This window comes from Streptomyces zhihengii (genome assembly GCF_016919245.1).
In the GTDB taxonomy this organism is placed as follows: domain Bacteria; phylum Actinomycetota; class Actinomycetes; order Streptomycetales; family Streptomycetaceae; genus Streptomyces; species Streptomyces zhihengii.
The window spans coordinates 4,777,031-4,797,056 of record NZ_JAFEJA010000001.1; the positions used below are offsets into that span (position 1 = coordinate 4,777,031).

Annotated in this window: 23 protein-coding genes; all 23 read left to right on the forward strand. The window is 72.7% G+C overall.

Going from position 1 to position 20,026, the window contains the following annotated elements:
- The first annotated feature begins 45 nt into the window (after positions 1–45).
- The 23 genes from JE024_RS20165 to JE024_RS20275 all read left to right on the forward strand — a co-directional run bounded on the left by JE024_RS20165 (position 46) and on the right by JE024_RS20275 (position 20,021).
- Positions 46–477, forward strand: coding sequence for a hypothetical protein (locus tag JE024_RS20165; protein WP_205374920.1), 432 nt, complete (start codon positions 46–48; stop codon positions 475–477).
- A complete protein-coding gene (locus JE024_RS20170) occupies positions 474–1,271 on the forward strand; it encodes a hypothetical protein (protein WP_205376778.1) in 798 nt (265 codons plus the stop codon). Before JE024_RS20165 ends, JE024_RS20170 begins: the two co-directional genes overlap by 4 nt.
- Positions 1,268–1,510 carry a hypothetical protein gene (locus tag JE024_RS20175; protein WP_205374921.1) on the forward strand — a complete coding sequence of 81 codons (243 nt, stop codon included), beginning with the start codon at positions 1,268–1,270 and terminating at the stop codon, positions 1,508–1,510. The genes JE024_RS20170 and JE024_RS20175 overlap by 4 nt, the downstream gene beginning before the upstream one ends.
- Position 1,511: 1 nt before the next feature.
- Positions 1,512–2,279 (forward strand): hypothetical protein, encoded by a 768-nt coding sequence (locus JE024_RS20180; protein ID WP_205374922.1) that lies wholly within the window; start codon positions 1,512–1,514, stop codon positions 2,277–2,279.
- Positions 2,280–2,511: 232 nt separating this feature from the next.
- Entirely contained in the window at positions 2,512–2,868 is a 357-nt protein-coding gene (locus JE024_RS20185; RefSeq protein WP_205374923.1) for a holin, read from the forward strand.
- The gene (locus tag JE024_RS20190; RefSeq protein WP_205374924.1) at positions 2,865–3,338 is read left to right on the forward strand and encodes a hypothetical protein; all 474 of its coding nucleotides are present in this window, start codon (positions 2,865–2,867) and stop codon (positions 3,336–3,338) included. The genes JE024_RS20185 and JE024_RS20190 overlap by 4 nt, the downstream gene beginning before the upstream one ends.
- Positions 3,339–3,675: 337 nt before the next feature.
- The gene (locus JE024_RS20195; RefSeq protein ID WP_205374925.1) at positions 3,676–4,269 is read left to right on the forward strand and encodes a hypothetical protein; all 594 of its coding nucleotides are present in this window, start codon (positions 3,676–3,678) and stop codon (positions 4,267–4,269) included.
- Positions 4,266–5,885 carry a terminase large subunit domain-containing protein gene (locus JE024_RS20200; protein WP_205374926.1) on the forward strand — a complete coding sequence of 540 codons (1,620 nt, stop codon included), beginning with the start codon at positions 4,266–4,268 and terminating at the stop codon, positions 5,883–5,885. The genes JE024_RS20195 and JE024_RS20200 overlap by 4 nt, the downstream gene beginning before the upstream one ends.
- 14 nt (positions 5,886–5,899) lie before the next feature.
- Entirely contained in the window at positions 5,900–7,366 is a 1,467-nt protein-coding gene (locus JE024_RS20205; protein ID WP_205374927.1) for a phage portal protein, read from the forward strand.
- Entirely contained in the window at positions 7,363–8,358 is a 996-nt protein-coding gene (locus JE024_RS20210) for a hypothetical protein (protein ID WP_205374928.1), read from the forward strand. Before JE024_RS20205 ends, JE024_RS20210 begins: the two co-directional genes overlap by 4 nt.
- 44 nt (positions 8,359–8,402) lie before the next feature.
- Complete coding sequence (locus tag JE024_RS20215; RefSeq protein WP_205374929.1) at positions 8,403–9,182, forward strand: hypothetical protein; 780 nt, start codon at positions 8,403–8,405, stop codon at positions 9,180–9,182.
- Between the two features lie 14 nt (positions 9,183–9,196).
- Entirely contained in the window at positions 9,197–10,177 is a 981-nt protein-coding gene (locus JE024_RS20220) for a major capsid protein (RefSeq protein WP_205374930.1), read from the forward strand.
- A gap of 38 nt (positions 10,178–10,215) precedes the next feature.
- On the forward strand, positions 10,216–10,758 hold the full coding sequence (locus JE024_RS20225) for a hypothetical protein (RefSeq protein WP_205374931.1): 543 nt from the start codon (positions 10,216–10,218) through the stop codon (positions 10,756–10,758).
- A 5-nt stretch (positions 10,759–10,763) separates the two neighbouring features.
- Entirely contained in the window at positions 10,764–11,315 is a 552-nt protein-coding gene (locus tag JE024_RS20230) for a hypothetical protein (protein WP_205374932.1), read from the forward strand.
- Entirely contained in the window at positions 11,312–11,719 is a 408-nt protein-coding gene (locus tag JE024_RS20235) for a DUF6093 family protein (protein ID WP_205374933.1), read from the forward strand. Before JE024_RS20230 ends, JE024_RS20235 begins: the two co-directional genes overlap by 4 nt.
- The gene (locus tag JE024_RS20240; RefSeq protein ID WP_205374934.1) at positions 11,716–12,102 is read left to right on the forward strand and encodes a hypothetical protein; all 387 of its coding nucleotides are present in this window, start codon (positions 11,716–11,718) and stop codon (positions 12,100–12,102) included. The genes JE024_RS20235 and JE024_RS20240 overlap by 4 nt, the downstream gene beginning before the upstream one ends.
- Positions 12,102–12,509, forward strand: a complete 408-nt coding sequence (locus JE024_RS20245; RefSeq protein ID WP_205374935.1) for a hypothetical protein — start codon at positions 12,102–12,104, stop codon at positions 12,507–12,509. Before JE024_RS20240 ends, JE024_RS20245 begins: the two co-directional genes overlap by 1 nt.
- Before the next feature lie 9 nt (positions 12,510–12,518).
- Entirely contained in the window at positions 12,519–12,848 is a 330-nt protein-coding gene (locus JE024_RS20250; protein WP_205374936.1) for a hypothetical protein, read from the forward strand.
- A gap of 67 nt (positions 12,849–12,915) precedes the next feature.
- Positions 12,916–13,395, forward strand: coding sequence for a phage tail tube protein (locus JE024_RS20255; protein ID WP_244882999.1), 480 nt, complete (start codon positions 12,916–12,918; stop codon positions 13,393–13,395).
- Positions 13,395–13,928 (forward strand): hypothetical protein, encoded by a 534-nt coding sequence (locus JE024_RS20260; protein WP_205374938.1) that lies wholly within the window; start codon positions 13,395–13,397, stop codon positions 13,926–13,928. Before JE024_RS20255 ends, JE024_RS20260 begins: the two co-directional genes overlap by 1 nt.
- A gap of 47 nt (positions 13,929–13,975) precedes the next feature.
- Positions 13,976–14,236, forward strand: coding sequence for a hypothetical protein (locus tag JE024_RS20265; RefSeq protein ID WP_205374939.1), 261 nt, complete (start codon positions 13,976–13,978; stop codon positions 14,234–14,236).
- Positions 14,237–14,239: 3 nt separating this feature from the next.
- Positions 14,240–19,141, forward strand: coding sequence for a phage tail tape measure protein (locus JE024_RS20270; RefSeq protein ID WP_205374940.1), 4,902 nt, complete (start codon positions 14,240–14,242; stop codon positions 19,139–19,141).
- A gap of 19 nt (positions 19,142–19,160) precedes the next feature.
- Entirely contained in the window at positions 19,161–20,021 is an 861-nt protein-coding gene (locus JE024_RS20275; protein WP_205374941.1) for a phage tail family protein, read from the forward strand.
- Positions 20,022–20,026 lie beyond the last annotated feature (5 nt).

Sequence of the window (20,026 nt, forward strand, 5' to 3'; positions counted from 1 at the left end):
ACCCCCGCAGGGCCCGGCCCCCCACCTCGCTCCCGGAGGAGCCTCGTGACGACCACACCGACCGAGCCCTGCGCCACCGTCCCGCCCGAGGTGGCGCACCGGCGCGCCACCGTGCGCCACCTGGCGCAGCAGGGCCTGTCCAACCGCGCCATCTCGGCGCGCCTCGGCCTGTCCAAGGACATGGTGAGGCGCGACCTGGCCGCGCCTGCGCCACCGACGGAGACGCGGGCGCAGCGCCTCGCGCGCCGCGCCAAGGACACCGACGAGGCCATGCGCCAGCTCTGCGCCGCAGCTCAGGCCGTAGATGGCGCAGACCCGGCGCACACCCCCACCGACGATGAGACCGCCCGGCGCTGGTACGACGACCTGCGCGCCACGGCTGTCGTACTCCTGGCGCACGCCGAGGCGTTCGCCGACTACTACCCGCGCGCCATGATCGGCGTACAGCGGCGCACCGAGGACGTGAGCGCGCCATGATCGGCGCACGCGGACCCCGGCTGCGCCACCTCGTGCGCCAGCTCCGCCGCCGCGCTGGCGCACCGCCCGCCGACCTTGCGCCACCGCCCGCACCCGCCCCCGGATCCGTGCCCGACGCGGACGAGCGCCGCGCGCAGCACTACGTGCGCGTCCTGGTCGACGGCCAGCCCCTGCCGCCCGCCCAGAGCTCGGTGAGCGTCACCGTGCCGACCGCGGACCGTGACCCGTACTGGCTCGACGAGCTGCTGGCCGCCCGCCGTCGCCCTGCCGCACCGGCGGCCGCCGCCGCGCTGCCTCCGGCACCACAGGCGGCACCCGTACCCGAGGCGGAGCAGCCCACGGTCGACGACGTCACGAAGGGCCCGGGGGAGCGGGCGCCGTGGTGGCACCTGCCGCCCCGCCCGACGCTCACCGCCCCGCCCGCCCCGGCACCGGAGCCCGGCATCCACATCACCCTTGTCCAGCCCGCCGAGCCCACCGGGCCGACGCTCCGCGAACGCGTCCAGCGGTGGACCATCCGCCGCGGGACCGCCGGCACCCTCGGCTACCTCGTCGGCCTCGGCCCCTTCATCGGCCGCCGCCTCGAGGAGGCCGGCCCCGGAGCCACCGGATTCGCCGTTCTCCTGTGGCTCGTGAGCTGGTTCGCCGCCGCCAAGGCCCACAGCCTCATCCCGGCTGGGATCGCGCGCCAGATCACGCCCGAGATCCGCGTGGCCGCCGATTGGGCCCTGCACATCCCCGCCTCCACCGTCCTCATCGCCCTCGCCCTGCACACCCCCGGAGCCATCCTGTGACCACCGTGACCCTCGCCGTCGACGCAGCCGTGTTCGGCACCGTCGGCGCCGGCGGAGTTGCCCTCGTCCTCTCCCTCGCCCTGGTCCTCGGCGTACGCGGGGGAGGCCGCGTCAAGCTCACCGCCAGCCCCGCCACCTACCTGGCCTTCGTCGCCTCCACCTCTTTCGCGGCCGCCGGCCAGATGTGGACTCAGCCCGAGCAGCTCGCCCACGCCGTCATCGGTCTGCTCGGGGGCTGACATGACCACCTCTCAGCAGCCCCCGAACACCGCCACCGAGGCTCCGGCTCTGGCCCGCGTGCCGGACGCCTGGCTGACCTTCTGGGCCGGGGTCTGGCGTGCGGCCGCCATCGTGTTCATCGGCTCCGGCATCATCAGCGGGGTCATCGTCGGCTGGATCAGCCGCGGCCTCGCGGCCCGCCTCACCGGCCTCATCCTCGGCGCCGGCGTCATCCTCGGCCTGCCCTACACCTGGCGCATCCTCGGCCTCACCGCGGCCCTCTGGCTGGCACTGGCCATCGTCCTCGGCCGCCGCGTCACCACCAGCAGCAAACCCAAGGAGAAGGACAAGGAGCAGCCCGCCAAGGCCCCGAAACGGACCGTCGCCGACCTCACCCGGGAGGAGACCGTGACCGCGCTGCACACCCTCCTCAAGCCCTCCGGGGGAGTGCAGCTCAAAACCCTCGGCGATCACCTGGCCAAGGGCCTCGGCGCAGGGCCCGTCCGCACCCGCGAGGTGCGCGCCCTCCTCACCCGCCACGGCATCCGCCACCGGGCCGGAGTGAGGGTGCCCGGGGAGAGCGGCCGGGAGGGTGTGCACCGGGACGACGTCCCACCCCTCTCCTCCCCCGCTCCTGGCGCCTCTCTTGAGGGTGTTGTTGTCGCAGGTCAGGGCAACAACAACAACGGCAACAACGCCTCTGACCATGCGGCCGGAGAGGGGTTGTCGATCACCCAGGACACCGCCAACCCCAGCCGCTGGCACGTCGGTGTCCGACCCCGCGCGTAGCCTCCGAAGCCTCCACGTCCACGCCCATGGCTGCGCGCGGCACGCGGAGGACCACGGCCCCTCACCGCCCCCGTCGGTGAGGGGCCGACCCATCTAGTTGCATCGCGAACGATCACCGTGCATCCTGGAGGCGCTTTCGGCGTGCCCAGACACAGAAGCCCCACACAGGCCGTGTGGGGCTTTTCGCATGCCCGCCGCACCCCACCCGCCCACGCGCCGAGAGGGGACCCGCGTGGCCCGACGCCGAGCCCTCACCGTCTGCTCCCGCCCCGGCTGCCCCAACCTCACCCCCACCGGCCGCTGCCCCGCCTGCCGGCAGCACGCAGAGCAGCAGCGCGGCACCGCCCGCCAACGCGGCTACGACACCGAGCACGAGACCAGGTTCCGCCGGGCTGTCCTCGCCCGCGACCCCGTGTGCGTCATCTGCCACGCCGCACCGTCCGTCCACGCCGACCACCACCCCATCGACCGGCGCACCCTCGCCGCGAACGGACACGACCCCAACGACCCGGCCCACGGCCGCGGCACCTGCGCCCCGTGCCACTCCGCCGAGACCGCACGCCACCAACCCGGAGGCTGGAACCGATGACCGTGCAACTGCGCCTCACCGCAGCCGAGATCGACGCGCACCGCCCCGCGCTCCTCACCTGGGTCCGAGCCAACGGCATCGAGCCGCGGACCATGAGCGACCGGGAGCTGTCCATCGAGGAGCACGGCACCCGCACCGTCATCTGCTACCGCGAGATCCAGACCGACCAGCACGGCCGGCACCTCGCCGACCCCACCCACCCCGGCGAGGTCCTCACCATCCGCCGCTCCACCGAGCAGCTCGTCACTCTCGACGCCCTCGACTACCCGCTGCGCCGGCTCAACACCGGCGAGCTGCTCATGGTCCGCGGACTCATCACCCAGCCCGGCCCAGATGCCGCGGCCGCGCTCGCATCCCTCCTCACCGACACCGCCGAGCCACGCCCCTGCAGCTGCACCCTCGCCCGCCGCTGCGCCTCATGCCCTCCCGAGGACACCACCGAGGCTGCCGGCGGCGAGGGTGCGCCGTAGCCGCCTGGCCGAGCTCCGCCGCGCCCGGCCCCGGGCCTGGCTGGCCGGCCTCCACCGCGCGGCCGCCCCGCCCTGCTGGCGGACGACGGCCGCCGGCCGGGCCCTGGTGGGCGAGCTCGCCCAGGCCGTCCCGGTGACGCTGGGTGAGAGCGGAGCGGCCGGCACCGGGGGGCACCCCCCTCCCCCGGCAGGCTGACGGACCGCCGGGGAGGGCGATCGCGCCGTGTACGGGTCTGGGGGTCCCGCGACGACGCGCCCAGCGTGACGCACTGTGACTCCGCCCGGCCGCGACGGCAGGGCACCGACGTGCTGCGACAGCACCAGGAGAGTGATCGACATGGCAGGCATGGGCCCCGCCCCCAACCCCAACAGCCGGCGCCGCAACGCCACGTTGCCGATGACGCTGCTGCCGGCCGCCGGCCGCCCCGGCGACGCCCCGCGCTGGCCGCTGCTCGACGACGTCGCCCTGACCGCCCGGCGCGACGCCGCGCGCCGCCAGGCCGACGAGCTCGAGCTCCAGTTGACCGAGCCGGAGCTCACCGGCCGGCGCCGCACCGCGTTGCAGAAGAAGGCAGATGCCGCGGTGACCGAGGCCAACATCCTCACGAAGAAGGTGGAGGCACAGAGCGCCGTTGAGGCCGAGCTGTGGGCCGAGCTGTGGCGGCTGCCGCAGGCCGTGATGTGGGAACGGCACGGCTGGATCCGGGAGGTCGCGCAGTACGTCCGCTGGAAGGTCGCGGCCGAGCTCGGCGACCTCGACGCCTCCAAGGAGTCCCGCATGCTGGCCGACCGGCTCGGCCTCAACCCGTTGGCGATGCTGCGGCTGCGGTGGGAGGTCTCCTCGGACGAGGTGGCCGAGGCCCGGGCGGCCCGGCCCGCACGCCGTGCCGGGGACGTACGCTCCCGGCTCCGGGCGGTCGGTGACGAATGAGAACGCCGGGCGTCCGCCGATCTCTCGGCTACGCCCTGGCGGACTGGATCGAGTTCTACCTCGTCCACGGCCCCGGCGACGTCCAGGGCCAAGTGATCGAGCTCGACGAGGAGATCCTCCGATTCATCGTCTGCTGCTACGCGATCGATGCGCGCGGCCGCCGCCGGTTCGACGAGGCGATGCTGTCCCGGGCCAAGGGCCGCGCCAAGAGCGAGATCGCCGGGATGCTGGTGGTCGCCGAGGCCCTGGCCCCGGTCCGTTTCGACCACTTCGCCGAGGCCGGCGAGGTGTCGGACTGGGGGTACGAGTACCAGAGGGGCGAGCCGGTCGGCAGGCCGGTCGTCTACCCGTTCATCCGGTGTCTGGCGACCGAGGAGACGCAGGCCGGGAACACGTACGCCAACGTCACCTACATGCTCAGCCACTCCGAGCTGCTGCAGGAGGACTATCCGGGCGTCGACGTCGGCAACGACTGGCAGACGTCGACCCGCGTGTTCCTGCCCGGCGGCGGGGAGATCCGGCCCTCAACCGCGAGCTCCGCCGCAAAGGACGGCGGGAAGGAGAGCTTCAGCGTCGCGGACGAGACGCACCTCTATGTGCTGCCCGAGCTCCGCGACATGTACGACACCGTCCAGCAGAACACCATGAAGCGGAAGATCGCCGAGCCCTGGTTCCTGCAGACCACGACCATGTACGCCATCGGCGAGAACTCCATCGCCGAGCTCACCCATTGCGACCACCGCAAGGGCAAGGCGCCGCGGCTCCTGGTCGACCACGTCCAGGCGCCGGCCGCCCTCATCGAGGACGAGGCGTACGACGACCCCGGACAGCTCAAACGGGGCCTGATGCAGGCCTACGGGCCGTTCGCGCGCCACATGGACCTCGACCGGATGATGGCGAAGGCCTACAAGCCCAGCCAGGACAGGGCCAAGTTCAGGCGCTACTTCTTGAATTTGCCCGTCTCGACGTCGGAGACATGGCTCAGCAGACATGTGTGGGACCGGTGCGAGCTCCCGCAGGACGTCGAGCCCGGCGAGCGGATCACGCTCGGTTTCGACGGGAGCGACCACGACGACTGCACCGCGATCACCGCCTGCCGGCTGAGCGACGGGTACGTGTTCACGCCCCGGTTCGCCGACGGCCGCCAAATGATCTGGACCAAGTGGGACGACGGAGACCCCGACTCCTGGCGCGTCCCACGGGCCGAGGTACGGGCCGCGATGACGTACCTGCGCCAGACCTACGGGGTCGCCCGGGCATACGGCGACCCGCCCGACTGGCGTGACGAGTGCGACGACTGGGCCGAGGAGTTCGGCGCCGAGGTGTTCTTGATCTTCGAGACGCGGGTGGCGACCCGGATGTGCCCGGCGCTTGACCGCATGAAGACCGCCGTGATGTCCGGCGAGCTCACCCACGACGGCAACGAAACCATGGGCGAGCACGTCGGCAACGCCAAGCCGATCCGCAGACCCTCGGGCATCGCGATCACCAAGCCCAGCCAGGACCGCAAGATCGACAGCGCGGTCACCGCCGCCATCGCCATCGAGGCCCGCGCGGACGTCATCAAGCTCGAGCTCGCCGCCGCGGCGACGAGCTCCAGTTTCAGCGCCTACTGAGAGAGGGGGCCCCGGTGCCCGTCAGCGTGCAGGAGGCCCTGCGGATCACCCGGGTCCTGGAGCAGGAGCTGGACCGCCGGCAGGCCAACATCAAGGAGTGGAACCGCTTCTACCAGGGCGAGGAGAACCTCGCCTTCGCGTCCGACCGGTTCCGCCAGGCCTTCGGCGGACTGTTCGACGAGTTCTCCGACAACTGGAGCTGCGTCGTGTGCGACGCCCCGGCCGAGCGCATGACCCCGGTCGGCTTTCGGTTCGGACCGACGGACGGCAAGGAGGCGCGGAAGGCCGACGAGGACGCGCAGCGCTTCTGGCAAGCCTCGTCCATGGACGCCTGGGCCCGCATCGCGCACCTCGAATCCATGGTGAAATCCCGGTCCTACCTGTTGGTGTGGGCCGAGGACCCGACCGACAACGAGACCGAGCCGGAGATCACCGTCGAGGACGCCACGCAGTGCATCGTGGCGTACGAGCCGGGCAACAGGCGCCGGCGCAAGTGGGCGCTCAAGCGGTGGACCGACGATGACGGGTTCGCCTACGCGACCCTCTACCTGCCCGATGAGATCTGGAAATGGCGCCGGGCCCGCGTCAACTCGGGTCTCATCCTGCCCTCGTCCCTCGCCCTGGGGAGCGGCTGGCACCCGCGCGACGACCAGGCCGTCATCCCCAACCCGCTCAAGCGGGTGCCGCTGCTGGAGCTGGTCAACAAAGCCCGCCTCATCGACGACCCCACCCCCGAACACAAGATCGTGATGCCGCTGCAGCGCGCCGCGAACAAGCTCATCGTCGACATGCTCACGGCCTCGGAGGCCGGTGCGTTCCCGGCCCGCTGGGGCTCGGGCATCGACCTGCCGAAGGACCCGCGCACCGGCCAGGAGATCGACGACCCGGAGCTGTGGCGGCTGTCCGTCTCCAAGATGCTCCGCGCCTCCAACCCCCAAGCGAAGTTCGGGAACTTCGAGGCCGCGGACCTGCGGAACTTCGCCGCCGGTATCACCCTGCTGATCGAGCACATCAGCAGCCTGTCCCGCACCCCGCCCACCTACTTCATGGGCAAGGTGGAGAACGTCTCGGCGGACACGCTGACCGCCTCGGAGGCCGGCCTCGTGTCCAAGACCCGCGACAAGTGCACGTTCGCCGGTGAGACGTGGGAAGAGGCAGCCCGGTTGTGCTTCCTCGTCAAGGGCGACGAGAAGCGCGGCCGCGACCCGCTCGCCGAGACGATCTGGGCGCCCGTCGAGTACCGCACCGAGGCGCAGCACGTGGACGCGGTGGCGAAGAAGAAAGCCTTGGGCGTGCCGTGGCGTCAGCTCATGGAGGACCTCGGGTACACCCCGACGCAGATCACCCGCATGGAGCGGATGGCGGAGGCCGACGCCGCCCGGGCGGCCCGGGCGCTGGCGTTCCAGCCGCTCGGCGACGACGCCGGCGACGGCCAGGAGGACGGGGCCGGCGCGGAGGAGCGGGCGGGTGAGCTGGTGTGAGCGGGCCCTCGCCGCAGGCCCGGCGCTGGTCCGCCGAACACCAGGCCCTCGCCCTCTCGCTGGTGCTGCGGGCGGATGCCCTGTGGTCCCAGGTCGACCCCCGCCGGATCGGCGCCTCCTGGCGGCGGATCAGCGCCCAGCTCACCGCCATGCTCATCGCCGCGCAGCAGGCGTCCGCCGAGGGCGCGCAGGCCTACGTCGCCGCGGTGGTGGCGGCGACCGGGGAGCAGTCCCGCGAGGAGGGCAGCCTCAACGCCGCGGCGTTCGCCGGGTGGGCGGCGGACGGCCGGTCGTTGTCCTCGCTGCTCGAGCTCCCGTCCATCACCACGCTGACGGAGATCGCGGCAGGCCTGCCGGAGGAGGCGGCCCTGCAGCGGGGCCGGATGCAGCTGCAGCGGATCGTGGCCACTGAGGTCGCCGACGCCGGCCGGTCCGCTGTCGGGGCGAGCATCGTGTCCAACAGGACGTGCACCGGATACGTTCGCGTGGTGGCGCCGGGGGCGTGCGGGCGGTGCGTGGTCCTCGCCGGGAACGTGTACGGGAGCGCGATCGCGTTCCGCCGGCATCCGCTGTGCCACTGCATTCATGAGCCGACCACTCTGGGCCGCCGCGGCGCCCTGGTGAACCCCCGGCAGTACTTCGACTCCCTGACCGAGCGGCAGCAGAACCGGGCGTTCACCGTCGCGGGCGCCCGGGCCATTCGGGACGGCGCGGACATCAGCTCCGTCGTCAACGCGCGCCGGCGCGGCGCGGTGTACACGGCGACCGCCTACGGCCGCCAGGTCCGCGCCACCCGCGAGGGCACCACCAGGCGCGGATTGTTCACCTACCAGGAGCGGGCCCGGGCGATCGCCCGCGGCCAGGTCCCCGCCTCCGGCCGGGGATTCCGGCTCCGCACTCCCCGGCTGCTGCCGGAGGAGATCTACGACCTGGCGGCAGGCGACCGCGACGAGGCGATCAGGATGCTGCGGCGCTTCGCCTACATCCGCTGACCCGGCGCGACGCCGCACACCACCCCTTCACCATGGAGAGCGCGATGCTCAAGCACACCCGCACCCGCATGCTGGCCGCCGTCCTCGACGGCCCCGGCTGGGCGCACCCCTACACCAGCCCGTTCGTCCTGTACGCCGACGGCGGCGACGGATCCGACGGCGGGGACGGGGGAGGCAAGACCGGCGACGGCGACGACCAGGACGGCGACGACTCCGGCGACGGAGACGACGGCGACGGCCAGGGCGACGGAGACGACGACCAGGACGGCGAAGAGCTCGGCGCCAAGGGCCTCAAGGCGCTGCGGGAGGTGCGGCAGGAGAACCGCCGTCTCAAGGCCGAGAACCGGCGTCTCAAGTCCTCGTCCTCCGGTGGGGGCGGGAAGGCCGGCGGCGCGGGCAAGGGCACGGCCAAGGCCGGGAAGGCCGACGACGGCGACGGCGACGGCCAGGAGCTCGACGCCGATGCGATCCGCGAGCAGGCCCGCCAGGAGGCCCGGGCCGAGGTCTGGACCGAACGGGTCGAGGCCGCGGCCGTCGCGGCCGCCTCCGGCCGCCTGGCCAACCCCCAGCTCGCACCCAGGCTGCTGCGGGACGGACTCGCCGACGTCGGCGAGGACGACAAGGGCCGGCCCGACCGGGCCACGCTCACCGAGCTGATCGACGAACTCCTCGAGGAGGAGCCGTACCTGGCCGCAGCGTCCGCGAAGGACAAGGGCGGCCGGCGATTCGAGGGCGGCGCCGACGGCGGCGCCCGCAGGACCAGCAAGAAGGCGACGAGCCTCGGTGAGGCCGTCGCCAATCGACTCGCCGGTAAGTCCGGCTGACCAGGGAGCATCTGATGCCCGTAACCCTCGCTCAGGCGAAGCTCAACGCGACGGACGACATCGACGTCAACGTCATCGACGAGTTCGCCAAGAACAACTACCTGCTGGAGACGATGACGTTCGACGACGTCGTCAACCAGGCCGGGGCCGGCGCCACGCTGACCTACGGCTACACCCGGCTCGTCTCCCAGCCCACTGCCGACTTCCGCGCGATCAACTCCGAGTACACCCCGGCCGAGGTCACCAAGGCCCGGTACACGGTCGACCTGAAGCCGCTCGGCGGCTCGTTCCAGATCGACCGCGTCAACAACCGGATCGCCGCCGCGGCGGAGACCACGCTGCAGATGCAGCAGAAGATCAAGGGCACGCAGGCCCGCTTCAACGATGCCGTCATCAATGGGGACACCGCGGTCGACGCGAACGGGTTCGACGGCCTGTCCAAGTCGCTGGCGGCCTCCTCGACGGAGTACGGCGCGGCTGTCTCCACCGACTGGCGCGGTGTCACGATCGGCGCGGACGCCGGGAAGGCGAACGATGGGCTGGACGCCCTGGACGCGTGGCTGTCCATGCTCGACGGCCCGGCGGACGCGATCCTCGGCAACATCGACTCGATCGCCCGGATCCGGTCCCTGGCCCGCCGCGCCGGGTACTACGACCGGTCCTCGTCCGCGTTCGGCACGCAGGTCGAGACCTACCGGGGGATCCCGTTCGTTGACCTCGGCGCCAAGGCAGGGTCGAACAACTTGGTCATCCCGACCACGTCCAAAACCGTGGCCACGGTCGCCGGCAACTACACGGACATCTACGCGCTGAGGTTCGGCCTCGACGGGTTCCACGGCGTGTCCATGGCCGGCGCGCCGCTGGTCCAGACGTGGCTCCCCGACTTCTCTACCTCGGGCGCCGTCAAGACCGGCGAGGTCGAACTCGGGCCGGCGGCCGTCGTCCTCAAGCGCACCAAGGCCGCGGCCGTGTTCCGCAACATCCTCGTCCGCTGACCCCTGTTGGCCCCTGACCTGATCGGAGAACCGCCGACATGGCACGCATCACCGCACCTGTCCGTGACTACAGCGGCCCCGGCCCCGGAGGCATCATGTTCTCCGAGGGCGAGGCCGAGACCGACAACGAGGCCGTCATCGCCTACTGCAGGGGCGCCGGGTACGGCATCGACGAGGACCCGCCGGCCCCGGCCGTGCCGTCTGTCCCGGACCCGCGCGACGTCGCCACCACGGTGGTGGGCGGCCCGCTGCGGGACGCCGCGGTCGACCCGCGGCCGGAGGATTTCCGGCCGCCGGTCGGCGCCGGGGACGGCAACCCGCACGGTCCCGACGTCTACGCGCCGGGCCTGCCCGGCGGAGGCCTGCAGCCCACCGCCCCGCCCCTCGTCGACGACGGCAACGGTGAGGGCGAGGGCGAGGATATGGACGCCGGCCCCGGCCCCGTGCGCCCGCCGCAGGCCGCCACGGTCGGCGAGTGGCGCGGCTACGCCAAGCAGGTGGTCGACAACGACCCGGCCGTTCACGCCGAGATCGACAAGGCGACCAAGGCCGAGCTCATCAAGACGTACGGGAAGGACTGAGCGCCATGGCGCTGGAGGCGTTCGCGTCGGTCGACGACCTCGAGGCCCGCACCCTGCGGGACCTCACGGATGTGGAGCGCCAGCACGCGCCGCGGCTCCTGGCGGACGCCTCCAACCTCATCCGGATGACCGCCGGGTACCAGCAGATCAGCCGCGTCGTCGACGACACGGTCCTGCTGCGCGGCTCCGGCACGCACGTCCTGGTGCTGCCGCAGCGCCCGGTCGCGGGGGTGGCCTCGGTGGCCGGCCTCACGACCGCGCAGTGGCAGTGGGACGGCGGGGAGAAGCTCACCCGGCTCGATGGCCGGTGCTGGACCGGGCCGGTCACCCTCACCTACACCCACGGCTACCTGCCGGAGGAGACCGCGTATCAGGTGGCCGCGACGGTCGCCTGCGACTCCGTGAAGCGCCTGTTCCTCAACCCCGACATGCTCAGGCAGAGATCGATCGACGACTACGCGGAGACCCTCACCGACGCCCGGGCAACCCTCCTGGCCGGTGAGGAGGACACGATCCGCACGGCGTTCGCGGTCGCCTCCTGGGGGGTGTCCGGATGAGAGGCCTCGACGAGCTCCTGGCCCGCGGCCGCGCGGCCGCCCGGGGACTGCAGCGTGAGCGGATCCGGCTCTACCGGCCCGGTGCCGGCGGGATCGACTGGGAGACCGGCGAGGAGAACCCTGCGGACGGCGCGACGCTGTTCGAGGGCCCGGCCCGGGTCAAGCCCGCGGCGCACGTCGGCGAGGAGGTCGACGCCGGCGAGGCGAACGTGACCCTGCGGGACTACGTCGTCTCCCTCGACTGGGACACCCCGGCCCTGCCGCAGCGCCCCCAGGTCGGGGACCGGATCGAGGTCCTGGAGAGCCCGGAGGCCCGCATGGTCGGGCTCCAGTTGTGGGTGACCGGCGTCGGGTACGGGTCGACGGCGACCGCATGGCGGATCGGAGCGGAGGACAGGCAGTGACGGCAGACACCCGCGAGCTCCGCCAGCTCGCCCGCGCGCTGGAGCGCAACATGGCCGAGGCCGAGGCCGGGATGACCGGCATCGTGACCCGCGGCGCGCTCAACACCAAGAACGACTGGCGGCGCAACGCCGAGCGGACCGCCGGGCGTCACGCCCGGCTGTACCCGCGGAGCATCAGCTACGACGTCGTCCCGATCCCCGGCGGAGCGCAGGCGGAGATCGGCCCCGACAAGACGAGGGTGCAGGGCCCGCTCGGCAACATCCTCGAGTACGGCACGTCCCGGCAGGCCGGGCACAACGACGGCGGCCGCGCGCTGCTGGCCGAGGCCCCGCGGTTCGAGGCGGCGACCGTCGCGCTTACCGCCCGGCTCGGGAGGCTGTGATGCCCCCCGGGACCGCGCCGGACATCGGCCCGCACATTCAGGCCGTCACCGTCCGGCTCACCGAGCAGGGTCTGACCGTGGGCGACGGAGGGGCGCCTGCGGCCAGACCCGCCAACGGCCGCTATGTGGCCGTGTACTTCGACCCCGGGCAGTCCCTGTCGGAGTCCCTCGCCGACCGGCGCACCATGCTCGCCCTGGGGTTTCAGCTCACCTGCGTGGCCCCCACGACCACCGCGTGCCTGTGGGTCGCCCAGCAGGTCCGCCACGCCCTCCACCGGCCCCTCGTCGTCCAGGGCCGCGCCACCTGGAGGGCCGAGGAGCTCGGCGGCCCGTACGTACAGCGCGACGACGACGTGTCGCCGCCCTTCTTCTACCTGCCGGTCCAGTACCGGCTCCAGTCCACCTAGGAGTGCCCCATGGCCATCCTCACCGCGCAGGCCGTCAGCCTCGCCGGCATCAACCCCACCTACGCGAACGCCGCGTCCGGCGGCGACAAGGTCAGTCCGGGCGACCGGACGTTCCTCCACGTCAAGAACGGCGCGGGCGCCCCCGTCACGCTCACGCTGACCACCACGGCGGATGTCCGCGGCCAGGCCGTCGCCAACGTCACGGTGTCCGTTCCGGCCTCCGGTGAACGGATGATCGGGCCCCTGTCGCGCGACCTGTTCGCCTCCCCGTCCGACGGCCTGGTGGCCATCGGCTACAGCTCGAACACCTCGGTCACCCTCGCCGCCCTGCGCATCTGACCACCCGCCCGCTCACCCACCCGCCGCCCCTCCCGGGGCGTTTTTCATGCCCCAAGGAGGGCCTCTCATGGATCTCATCAGCGACGGCAAGACCCGGGTCGCCTGGGCGAGCAGCCTCGCCAACCTGGCCGCTCCCAGCCTCGCCGAGCTCGGCGCCGCGCAGGAGCTGACCGACCGCATCACCCCCGACGGCCTCAAGATCGACCCGTCGACGGCGGACGTCGACACCGGCAGCCTGGCGAGCAAGTTCGACACCAAGGAAGTCGGGCGCGTCGGGTACGAGACGGAGCTGACGTTCAAGCGCGGCACCACCACGCAGGAGGACTGGCCGTACCAGAACCTCACCTACGGGGTGCACGGCGTGCTCATCGTGCGCCGTGGTGTCGACGTCGAGACGGCCTGGGCGGCCGGGCAGCAGGTCGAGGCCTACCCGGTCGTCTGCGGCGAGCGCGCCAACGTGTCCCCCGCGGCCAACGAGGTCATGAGGTTCCTCAGCCCGATCAAGGTCTACGCGCCTCCGGCGACCGACGCAGTGGTGGCTGCCTGATGCCGAACATCGAGGAGATTCTCAAGCGCGCCAAGCCGCGGCAGAAGTCGGTCTGGATCTGCGTGGCCGGTGACCTCCTGTCGGAGGTCGACCGACTCGAGCGCGAGCTCCGCGAGGTGGGCGAGGGCTGGTCCCCGGACTCGCTCGCTTCCTGCGACCCGCGCGAGAAGATCGCCAAGCGGATCAAGACCGTGCGCGAGGCGATGAAGAAGGCGGAGGTCGAGTTCGTGTTCCGGTCGATCGGCGACCGGGCATGGTCCGATCTCGTGGCCGCCCACCCGCCGAAGAAGCAGGGGCCCGGCGGGCAGCAGCTCGCATGGGATCCGGACACGTTCCCCCGGGCCCTGGTGTCCGCCAGCGCGGTGGACCCGGTCATGACCCCGGAGCAGCTCGACGAGCTGTTCGAGGTCCTCAACGAGGGCCAGCGCAGTGAGATGTTCGACTGCGCTTACGCGGTGAACACGGAGGCGACGAGCATCCCTTTCTCCGTGACCGCCTCCGGGATCCTCTCCTCCCTCACCGACGGGAAGTAGAGACCGCCCGCGCCTGGGGAGTGCCCCGGTCGGTCTTCCTCGGCCGCGTGGTCGCCCCGGGCGAACCGCTGTGGACCGACGAGGACCGATCGTGGGCGCTCGCCCTGGCGGACGTCGAGCGGGACGTCTGCCCGGACTGTGGCCATCCCTGGTCCGAGGCGTCCGCCCCCGACTCCGAATGGGCGTACACGGCCGAGCTCCTGCGCTGCCACGCGTGCGCGGCCGGCGCACGGGCCGCGCACGCCCACCAGGACAGCGGCGGCGACATGCGCGGCATCCACGTCTCCATCATCAAGAGAGAGAGCTGACCCATGGCCGTCCGCACTGTGCGGGTGCTGCTGACCGGCACCGTCACGCCGTACACCACCGCCATGCGGGCGGCCGCCCGGACAACCGCGACCACCGCGGCGTCGATCCAGACCAGCATGCGCGCTGCGTCCGCCCGGGCGACGGCGTCCATGACCACCATGGCCCGGGCCACGGCGGCGCAGGCCGCCCGCGCCACGGCCGCCGTGCGGGGCATGGCGGCCCGCGTGAGCGCGGACGTCACCCGCATGAGCGTGCGGACCTCGGCGGCCGTCCGGGCCGCCCTGGCGCCGATCCCCGCCCTGGCCGCCCGCATGGGGATCTCCTTGCGCGTCGCGGCCGCCATGGGATCCGCCGCGCTCACGACGATGGCCGTGCGCGGTGCGGCCGCGTTCACGACGATCCGCGCGGCGGCCCTGCGCGCGGCGACCACCGCGGTGACGCTCGGCGGCCGCTGGTCGACCGGCGCGGCGATCGCGTCCGCCGCCTGGGCGCGCGCCGCGGCGATGGTGTCCGCGTCGGCGGCGACCGCGCGCACCGTCGGGGGCGCGGCCGCCGGTTGGCTGTCCTCACGGTGGGCTGCTGCGGGGACCGTGGCGTCGGGCGCCTGGGCGCGCGCGGGCTCGGTCATCACCGCGGCGATGACCGCGACCCGGGCCGGGGCCGGCGCGGCCGCGACGTGGATCGGCGGCCGGTGGACGGCCGCCGCGGCGGCCGCGTCCGGCGCGTGGGTCCGCACCAGCGCCGTCGTCACCGCGGCGACCACCGGCATGCGCACCGCGGCCGGGACGGCGGCCGGCTGGGTCGCCGCCCGCTGGGCGGCCGCCGCCACCGCCGTGGGCCGGTCCTTCGCCGCGATGCGGCTGGCCGGATACGCGGCCGGGGCCTCGATCATGGGGGTGGCCACCGGCGGCCGCCGCAGCCTTGAGGCCATGCGCGGCGCGTCGCTGGGCCTGGTCGCGGCGTTCGGCCTCGCCGCTTACGCGGCCGCGCGGTTCGAGAAGTCGATGTCGGAGGTGCGCGCGGTCACGGGCGGCTCGGCCGCCGACATGCGCAAGCTGGAGGCCGCGGCCTTGGAGGCGGGGCAGGCCACTATCTACAGCGCGACCGAGGCCGCCAAGGCGGAGGCGGAGTTGGCCCGCGCGGGCATCTCGACGGCGGACATCATCGGCGGCGCCCTGCGCGGCTCCCTCGACCTCGCCGCCTCCGGGCAACTGGAGCTCGGCGAGGCCGCGATCATTTCCGCGCAGGCCATGAACGCGTTCAAGATGAGCGGGGTGGAGGTCGGGCACATCGCCGACGTCATCTCCGCGGGCGCCGGCAAGTCCGCGACGAACGTGCACGACATGGGGATGGCGTTCCGTCAGGCGGCGCTCCTGTCCTCGCAGACGGGCCTGTCCCTCGAGGAGACCGTGGGCACCCTGTCGCTGTTCGCGCAGAACGCGCTCACCGGGTCGGACGCGGGCACGTCGCTCAAGGTGATGCTGCAGCGACTGGTGCCGCAGTCCAAAGAGGCCGCCAGCATGATGGACTCCATCGGGCTGTCCGCGTACAACTCGCGCGGCGAGTTCGTTGGCCTGACCGCCCTCGCCGGGCAGATGCGCGAAAGCTTCTCCAGGCTCACCCCGGAGGCGAGGAACGCGGCGATGGCGACCATCTTCGGATCGGACGCCGTCCGCGCGGCCACGGTGCTGTACGAGGCGGGGGCCGGGGGCGTCACCGAGTGGACCCGCGCCGTCAACGACAGCGGTTATGCGACCCGCGTGGCGGCGACGATGACCGACAACCTGTCCGGCGACCTGGAGCGCCTCAAGGGCGCCCTGGAGACCGCGCTCATCAGCTCCGGCTCCGCTGCTAACGCCGTCCTGCGGGACATGGCTCAGGCCCTCACCTCGGTCGTCAACTGGTACAACTCGCTGTCCCCGGCGATGCAGTCGAGCGTCACCGTGGCCGCCGGCCTGGTCGGTGTCCTCGGCCTCATCGGCGCCGGTCTGCTGCTGATGCTGCCGCGCATCATGCTGGTCCGCCGGGAGCTCGTCGCGCTCGGCATGACCGCCGCCCGCACCCGCACCATGATGATGGGCCTGGGCAAGGTCGGCCTCATCGTGGCCGGGATGGCGCTGGTCGGCGAGGGCGTCCAGTACCTCACCCGCCGGTTCGGCGAGGCGCCGGCCTCCGTCGCGAAGATGACCCAGTCCATGGTCGACTTCGCACAGAAGGGCCGTGCGGTCGGCGAGATGAGCCGCGTGTTCGGCGAGAACATGGACGGGCTCGGCGAGGCCGTCCAGCGCATCGCCCACCCCACGGGCATGGAGCGGTTCAACAACGCCATGGACGAAATCTTCACGCTCGGCATGGCGGACCCCATCAAACTCGCCGAGGCGCGCGAGCAGATCAAAGCCATCGACGAGGGCCTGGCCGCCCTCGTCGCGAGCGGGGCCACCGAGGCCGCTGCGACGAATTTCCGCGCGTTCGCGGCCGAGGCGGAGAAGGGCGGGACGTCCACCGAGAAGTTCCGCACGCTGCTGCCCGGCTACACGGACGCGCTCGCCACGGCGGACACGCAGAGCAAGCTCGCCGCGGACGGGCAGGGGGAGCTCGCCGACGCCACCAGCATGGCCGCGGACGAGATGCAGGACACCCGCACCGAGGCCGAGAGGCTGGCCGACGCCCTCAACACCCTCAACGGGGTGTCGATCAGCGCCGCCCAGTCGGAGATCGGATTCCGCGGTTCGCTCGCCGACCTCACCGCCACGGTGAAGGAGAACGGTCAGTCGATGGACATCACGTCCGAGGCCGGCCGCAAGGTCAAGGGCGCGTTCCTCGACGCCGCCGATGCGGCGATGGAGCACGCCCAGGCCGTCGCCGAGCAGCAGGGGTCCGTCGAGGCCGGTAACACGGCGCTGGAGAAGGACATCCGGCTGCTGCGCGAGACGATGAAGGCCGCAGGGTTCGGCAAGGAGGCCATCGACCAGCTCACCGCCTCGTACCTGCAGGTCCCCGACACGGTGTCCACCCGCATGGACACCAACGTGAAGACCGCCGTGGGCGAGCTGGAGGGTCTGCAGCAGAAGATCAAGAACACCAAGGGCAAGAGCGTCACGCTCAACGCCCTGACGGCGACGGCCGAGAAGAACCTGAAGGACCTCGGGTTCAAGGTCACCCACATGAAGGACGGCAAGGTCAAGGTGGACCTGCCGACCGGCGGGACCCGGGCCGCGATCACGTCGATCCAGCGGTGGCTCGACGCGATCCGCTCCAAGACCGTCACGGTGACGACGAGACACGTGGTGGTCGGCAGCGGCGCGGGCGCCCGCCAGACCGGCTCGCACGGCACCTCCCTGCGCGAGGCGGACGGCGGGCTGGTCGAGTTCTACGCCGGGGGCGGTGTGCGGCGGGAGAACCACATCGCGCAGATCGCCCGCGGCGGGACCTGGCGCGTGTGGGCGGAGGACGAGACGCAGGGCGAGAGCTACATCCCTCATGCCCGAAGCAAGTGGCCGCGCTCCCGTCTCATCGCCGAGGAGACCGTTCGCCGCCTCGGCGGGAAGGGCGTCGCCTGGAACGCCAACGGCAGCGTGTCCGGGGGCCTCACGGGCTTCACATACACCCCGACCGGGGCCAGTGTCCTCGGCGGCCCCGGCGACGCGATGGAGCGCTACAACAAGGCGTTCGAGGCCTTGCAGAAGGCGTGGGCCGACCTCAACTCGGCGATCACGGAGGCGAAGAAGAAGGCCGACGCACTCCGCGAGGCGGAGAAGAACCTCGCGAAGGTCCGCAAGGACGGCGGCACCCGCAAGCAGATCGAGGCCGCCCGGGAGAAGGTCGAGGACGCCCGGGCCGCGAAGCGGAAGGCGGACGCGCGCGTGCGCCAGGAGCGCGCCGACGTCGCCGCGGCGCAGAAGGCCACCGGCGCCGGCCGGGCCAGCCGGGCCACCGGCCCGGTCAACCTCGCCGCGTACCAGAAGCAGCTCGGTGACTCGCTCGCCGCGACGGAGAAGTGGCGCAAGAACTTGACCGTCATCGGCGCGCGGGGAGGTGACGAGGTCCGGCAGATGCTCGAACAGATGGGAGAGGCCGGGTACGGCCTCGTCCAGTCCCTCGCCGGCGCCTCGGACGCCCAGTTCAAGGACATCGTCGCCAAGCTGAAGAAGACCGGCGACATGGCCAAGGCGACCCTGGCGGATTTCACCCAGCAGCTCACCGGGGTGAACAAGCAGCAGGGGCAGTTCTCGGCGGACCTGCAGCAGCTCGCCGCCATGGGCTACGGCGACCTCGCCATGGCCCTGGCGGCGCAGGGCGACGCCACCGCGATGCAGCTCGCCCGTGGCGCGGTGACCGGCGGCGCGCGGGAGCGGGACGCGGCCAACAAGGCCGTCCAGAACAACCGGGCGACGCTCACCGGGGAGGACCTGGCCGCGTCGCTGGTGCTGCTGTCCACGCTGCGCGGCGGGCCCGGGCGCGGCTACGCCGAGCTCGTCGCCGCAGGCCTCGACCCGGGCACCATCCGGGCCCTGGTGCCGAGGATGCTCGGCCAGATTCAGGCCCTGCCGGAGGAGAACAAGGCGCACTTCCTGCGGCAGTGGACGCAGCAGGGTGGTGGGGTGGCGATGGCCCGGGGCGGGATCCTCACCCGGCCCACCGCCGTCCTGGCCGCGGAGGCCGGCGACGTCGAGTCGTGGATTCCCGTCAACGGCAGCCCGCGATCGCGGGGGCTGCTGTCCGCCACCGCACAGCTCATGGGCTACAGCCTCACCCCGGCGGCCCGCTACGGGGCCGCCCGGGGCGGCGGCGCGACCAGCGTCCGCGAGGGTGACCGGCACTACTCGGTCACCCTCAACGGCGCCCGCCAGACCAGTGCGGAGCAGGCGCGCGACGTCGTGCGCCACATGGAACTGCTCACCTGAAAGAAGGGAGGTGCGCCGGATGTATCAGCCGGGGACGGACCTGGGCGGGATGCGGGCGGACCTGGGCGAGCTCCCGCTCGGCGCGGTCGACGCGAACGGGGTGGCCTGGTTCCTGCAGGGGATGCAGGGCTGGGACTCGCCGGAGCTCCGCGCCGAGCTGCAGCAGCGCGAGGGCGATCACGGGGCCTGGCACACGCCCGGCTACCTCGCCGAGCGGCCCGTCACGCTCACCGGGACGATCGTCGCCCCGGACCGCACGGCGCTCGAGGACGCCATGGACCGGGCCCGGGCGGCGGCCGGCCTCGACGACGTCCTCCTGGTCGTGCGCGAGCACATCCCCCGCCAGGCCGTCGTGCGCCGCAGCGGCCGCCCGGTCATGGAGTACACCACCGACCGGATCGCGACCTACAGCCTGATGGTCACGGCCGCCGACCCGCGCCGGTACGCGACCGAGGAGCAGTCCGACAGCACACCGCTGGCGTCGTCGACCGGCGGGCTGACGCTGCCGGCGTCGCCGCCGCTGACGCTGGCGGCGACGACCGTGTCCGGCGAGGTCGCCGCCTACAACGCCGGCGACATGGCCACCCGGCCGGTGCTGCGGATCGACGGGCCGGTGGCCGCCCCGCGGATCTACGCCCAGTACGAGAACGCCGCGGTGCGCGCGCTGCTGTACGCGGAGACGCTCGGCGCCGGGGACAGCCTCGTCATCGACGTCGACGCCAAGTCCGTGATCCTCAACGGCACCGCAAGCAGGCGCCGGTTCCTGACCGCGCAGTGGCCAGAGATCCCGGCCAAGCAGACCGTGCGCTTCCAGTTCACCGCCGACGTGTACGCGCCCGGCGCACTGCTCACCGTCACCTGGCGGTCGGCATGGATGTAACCCCC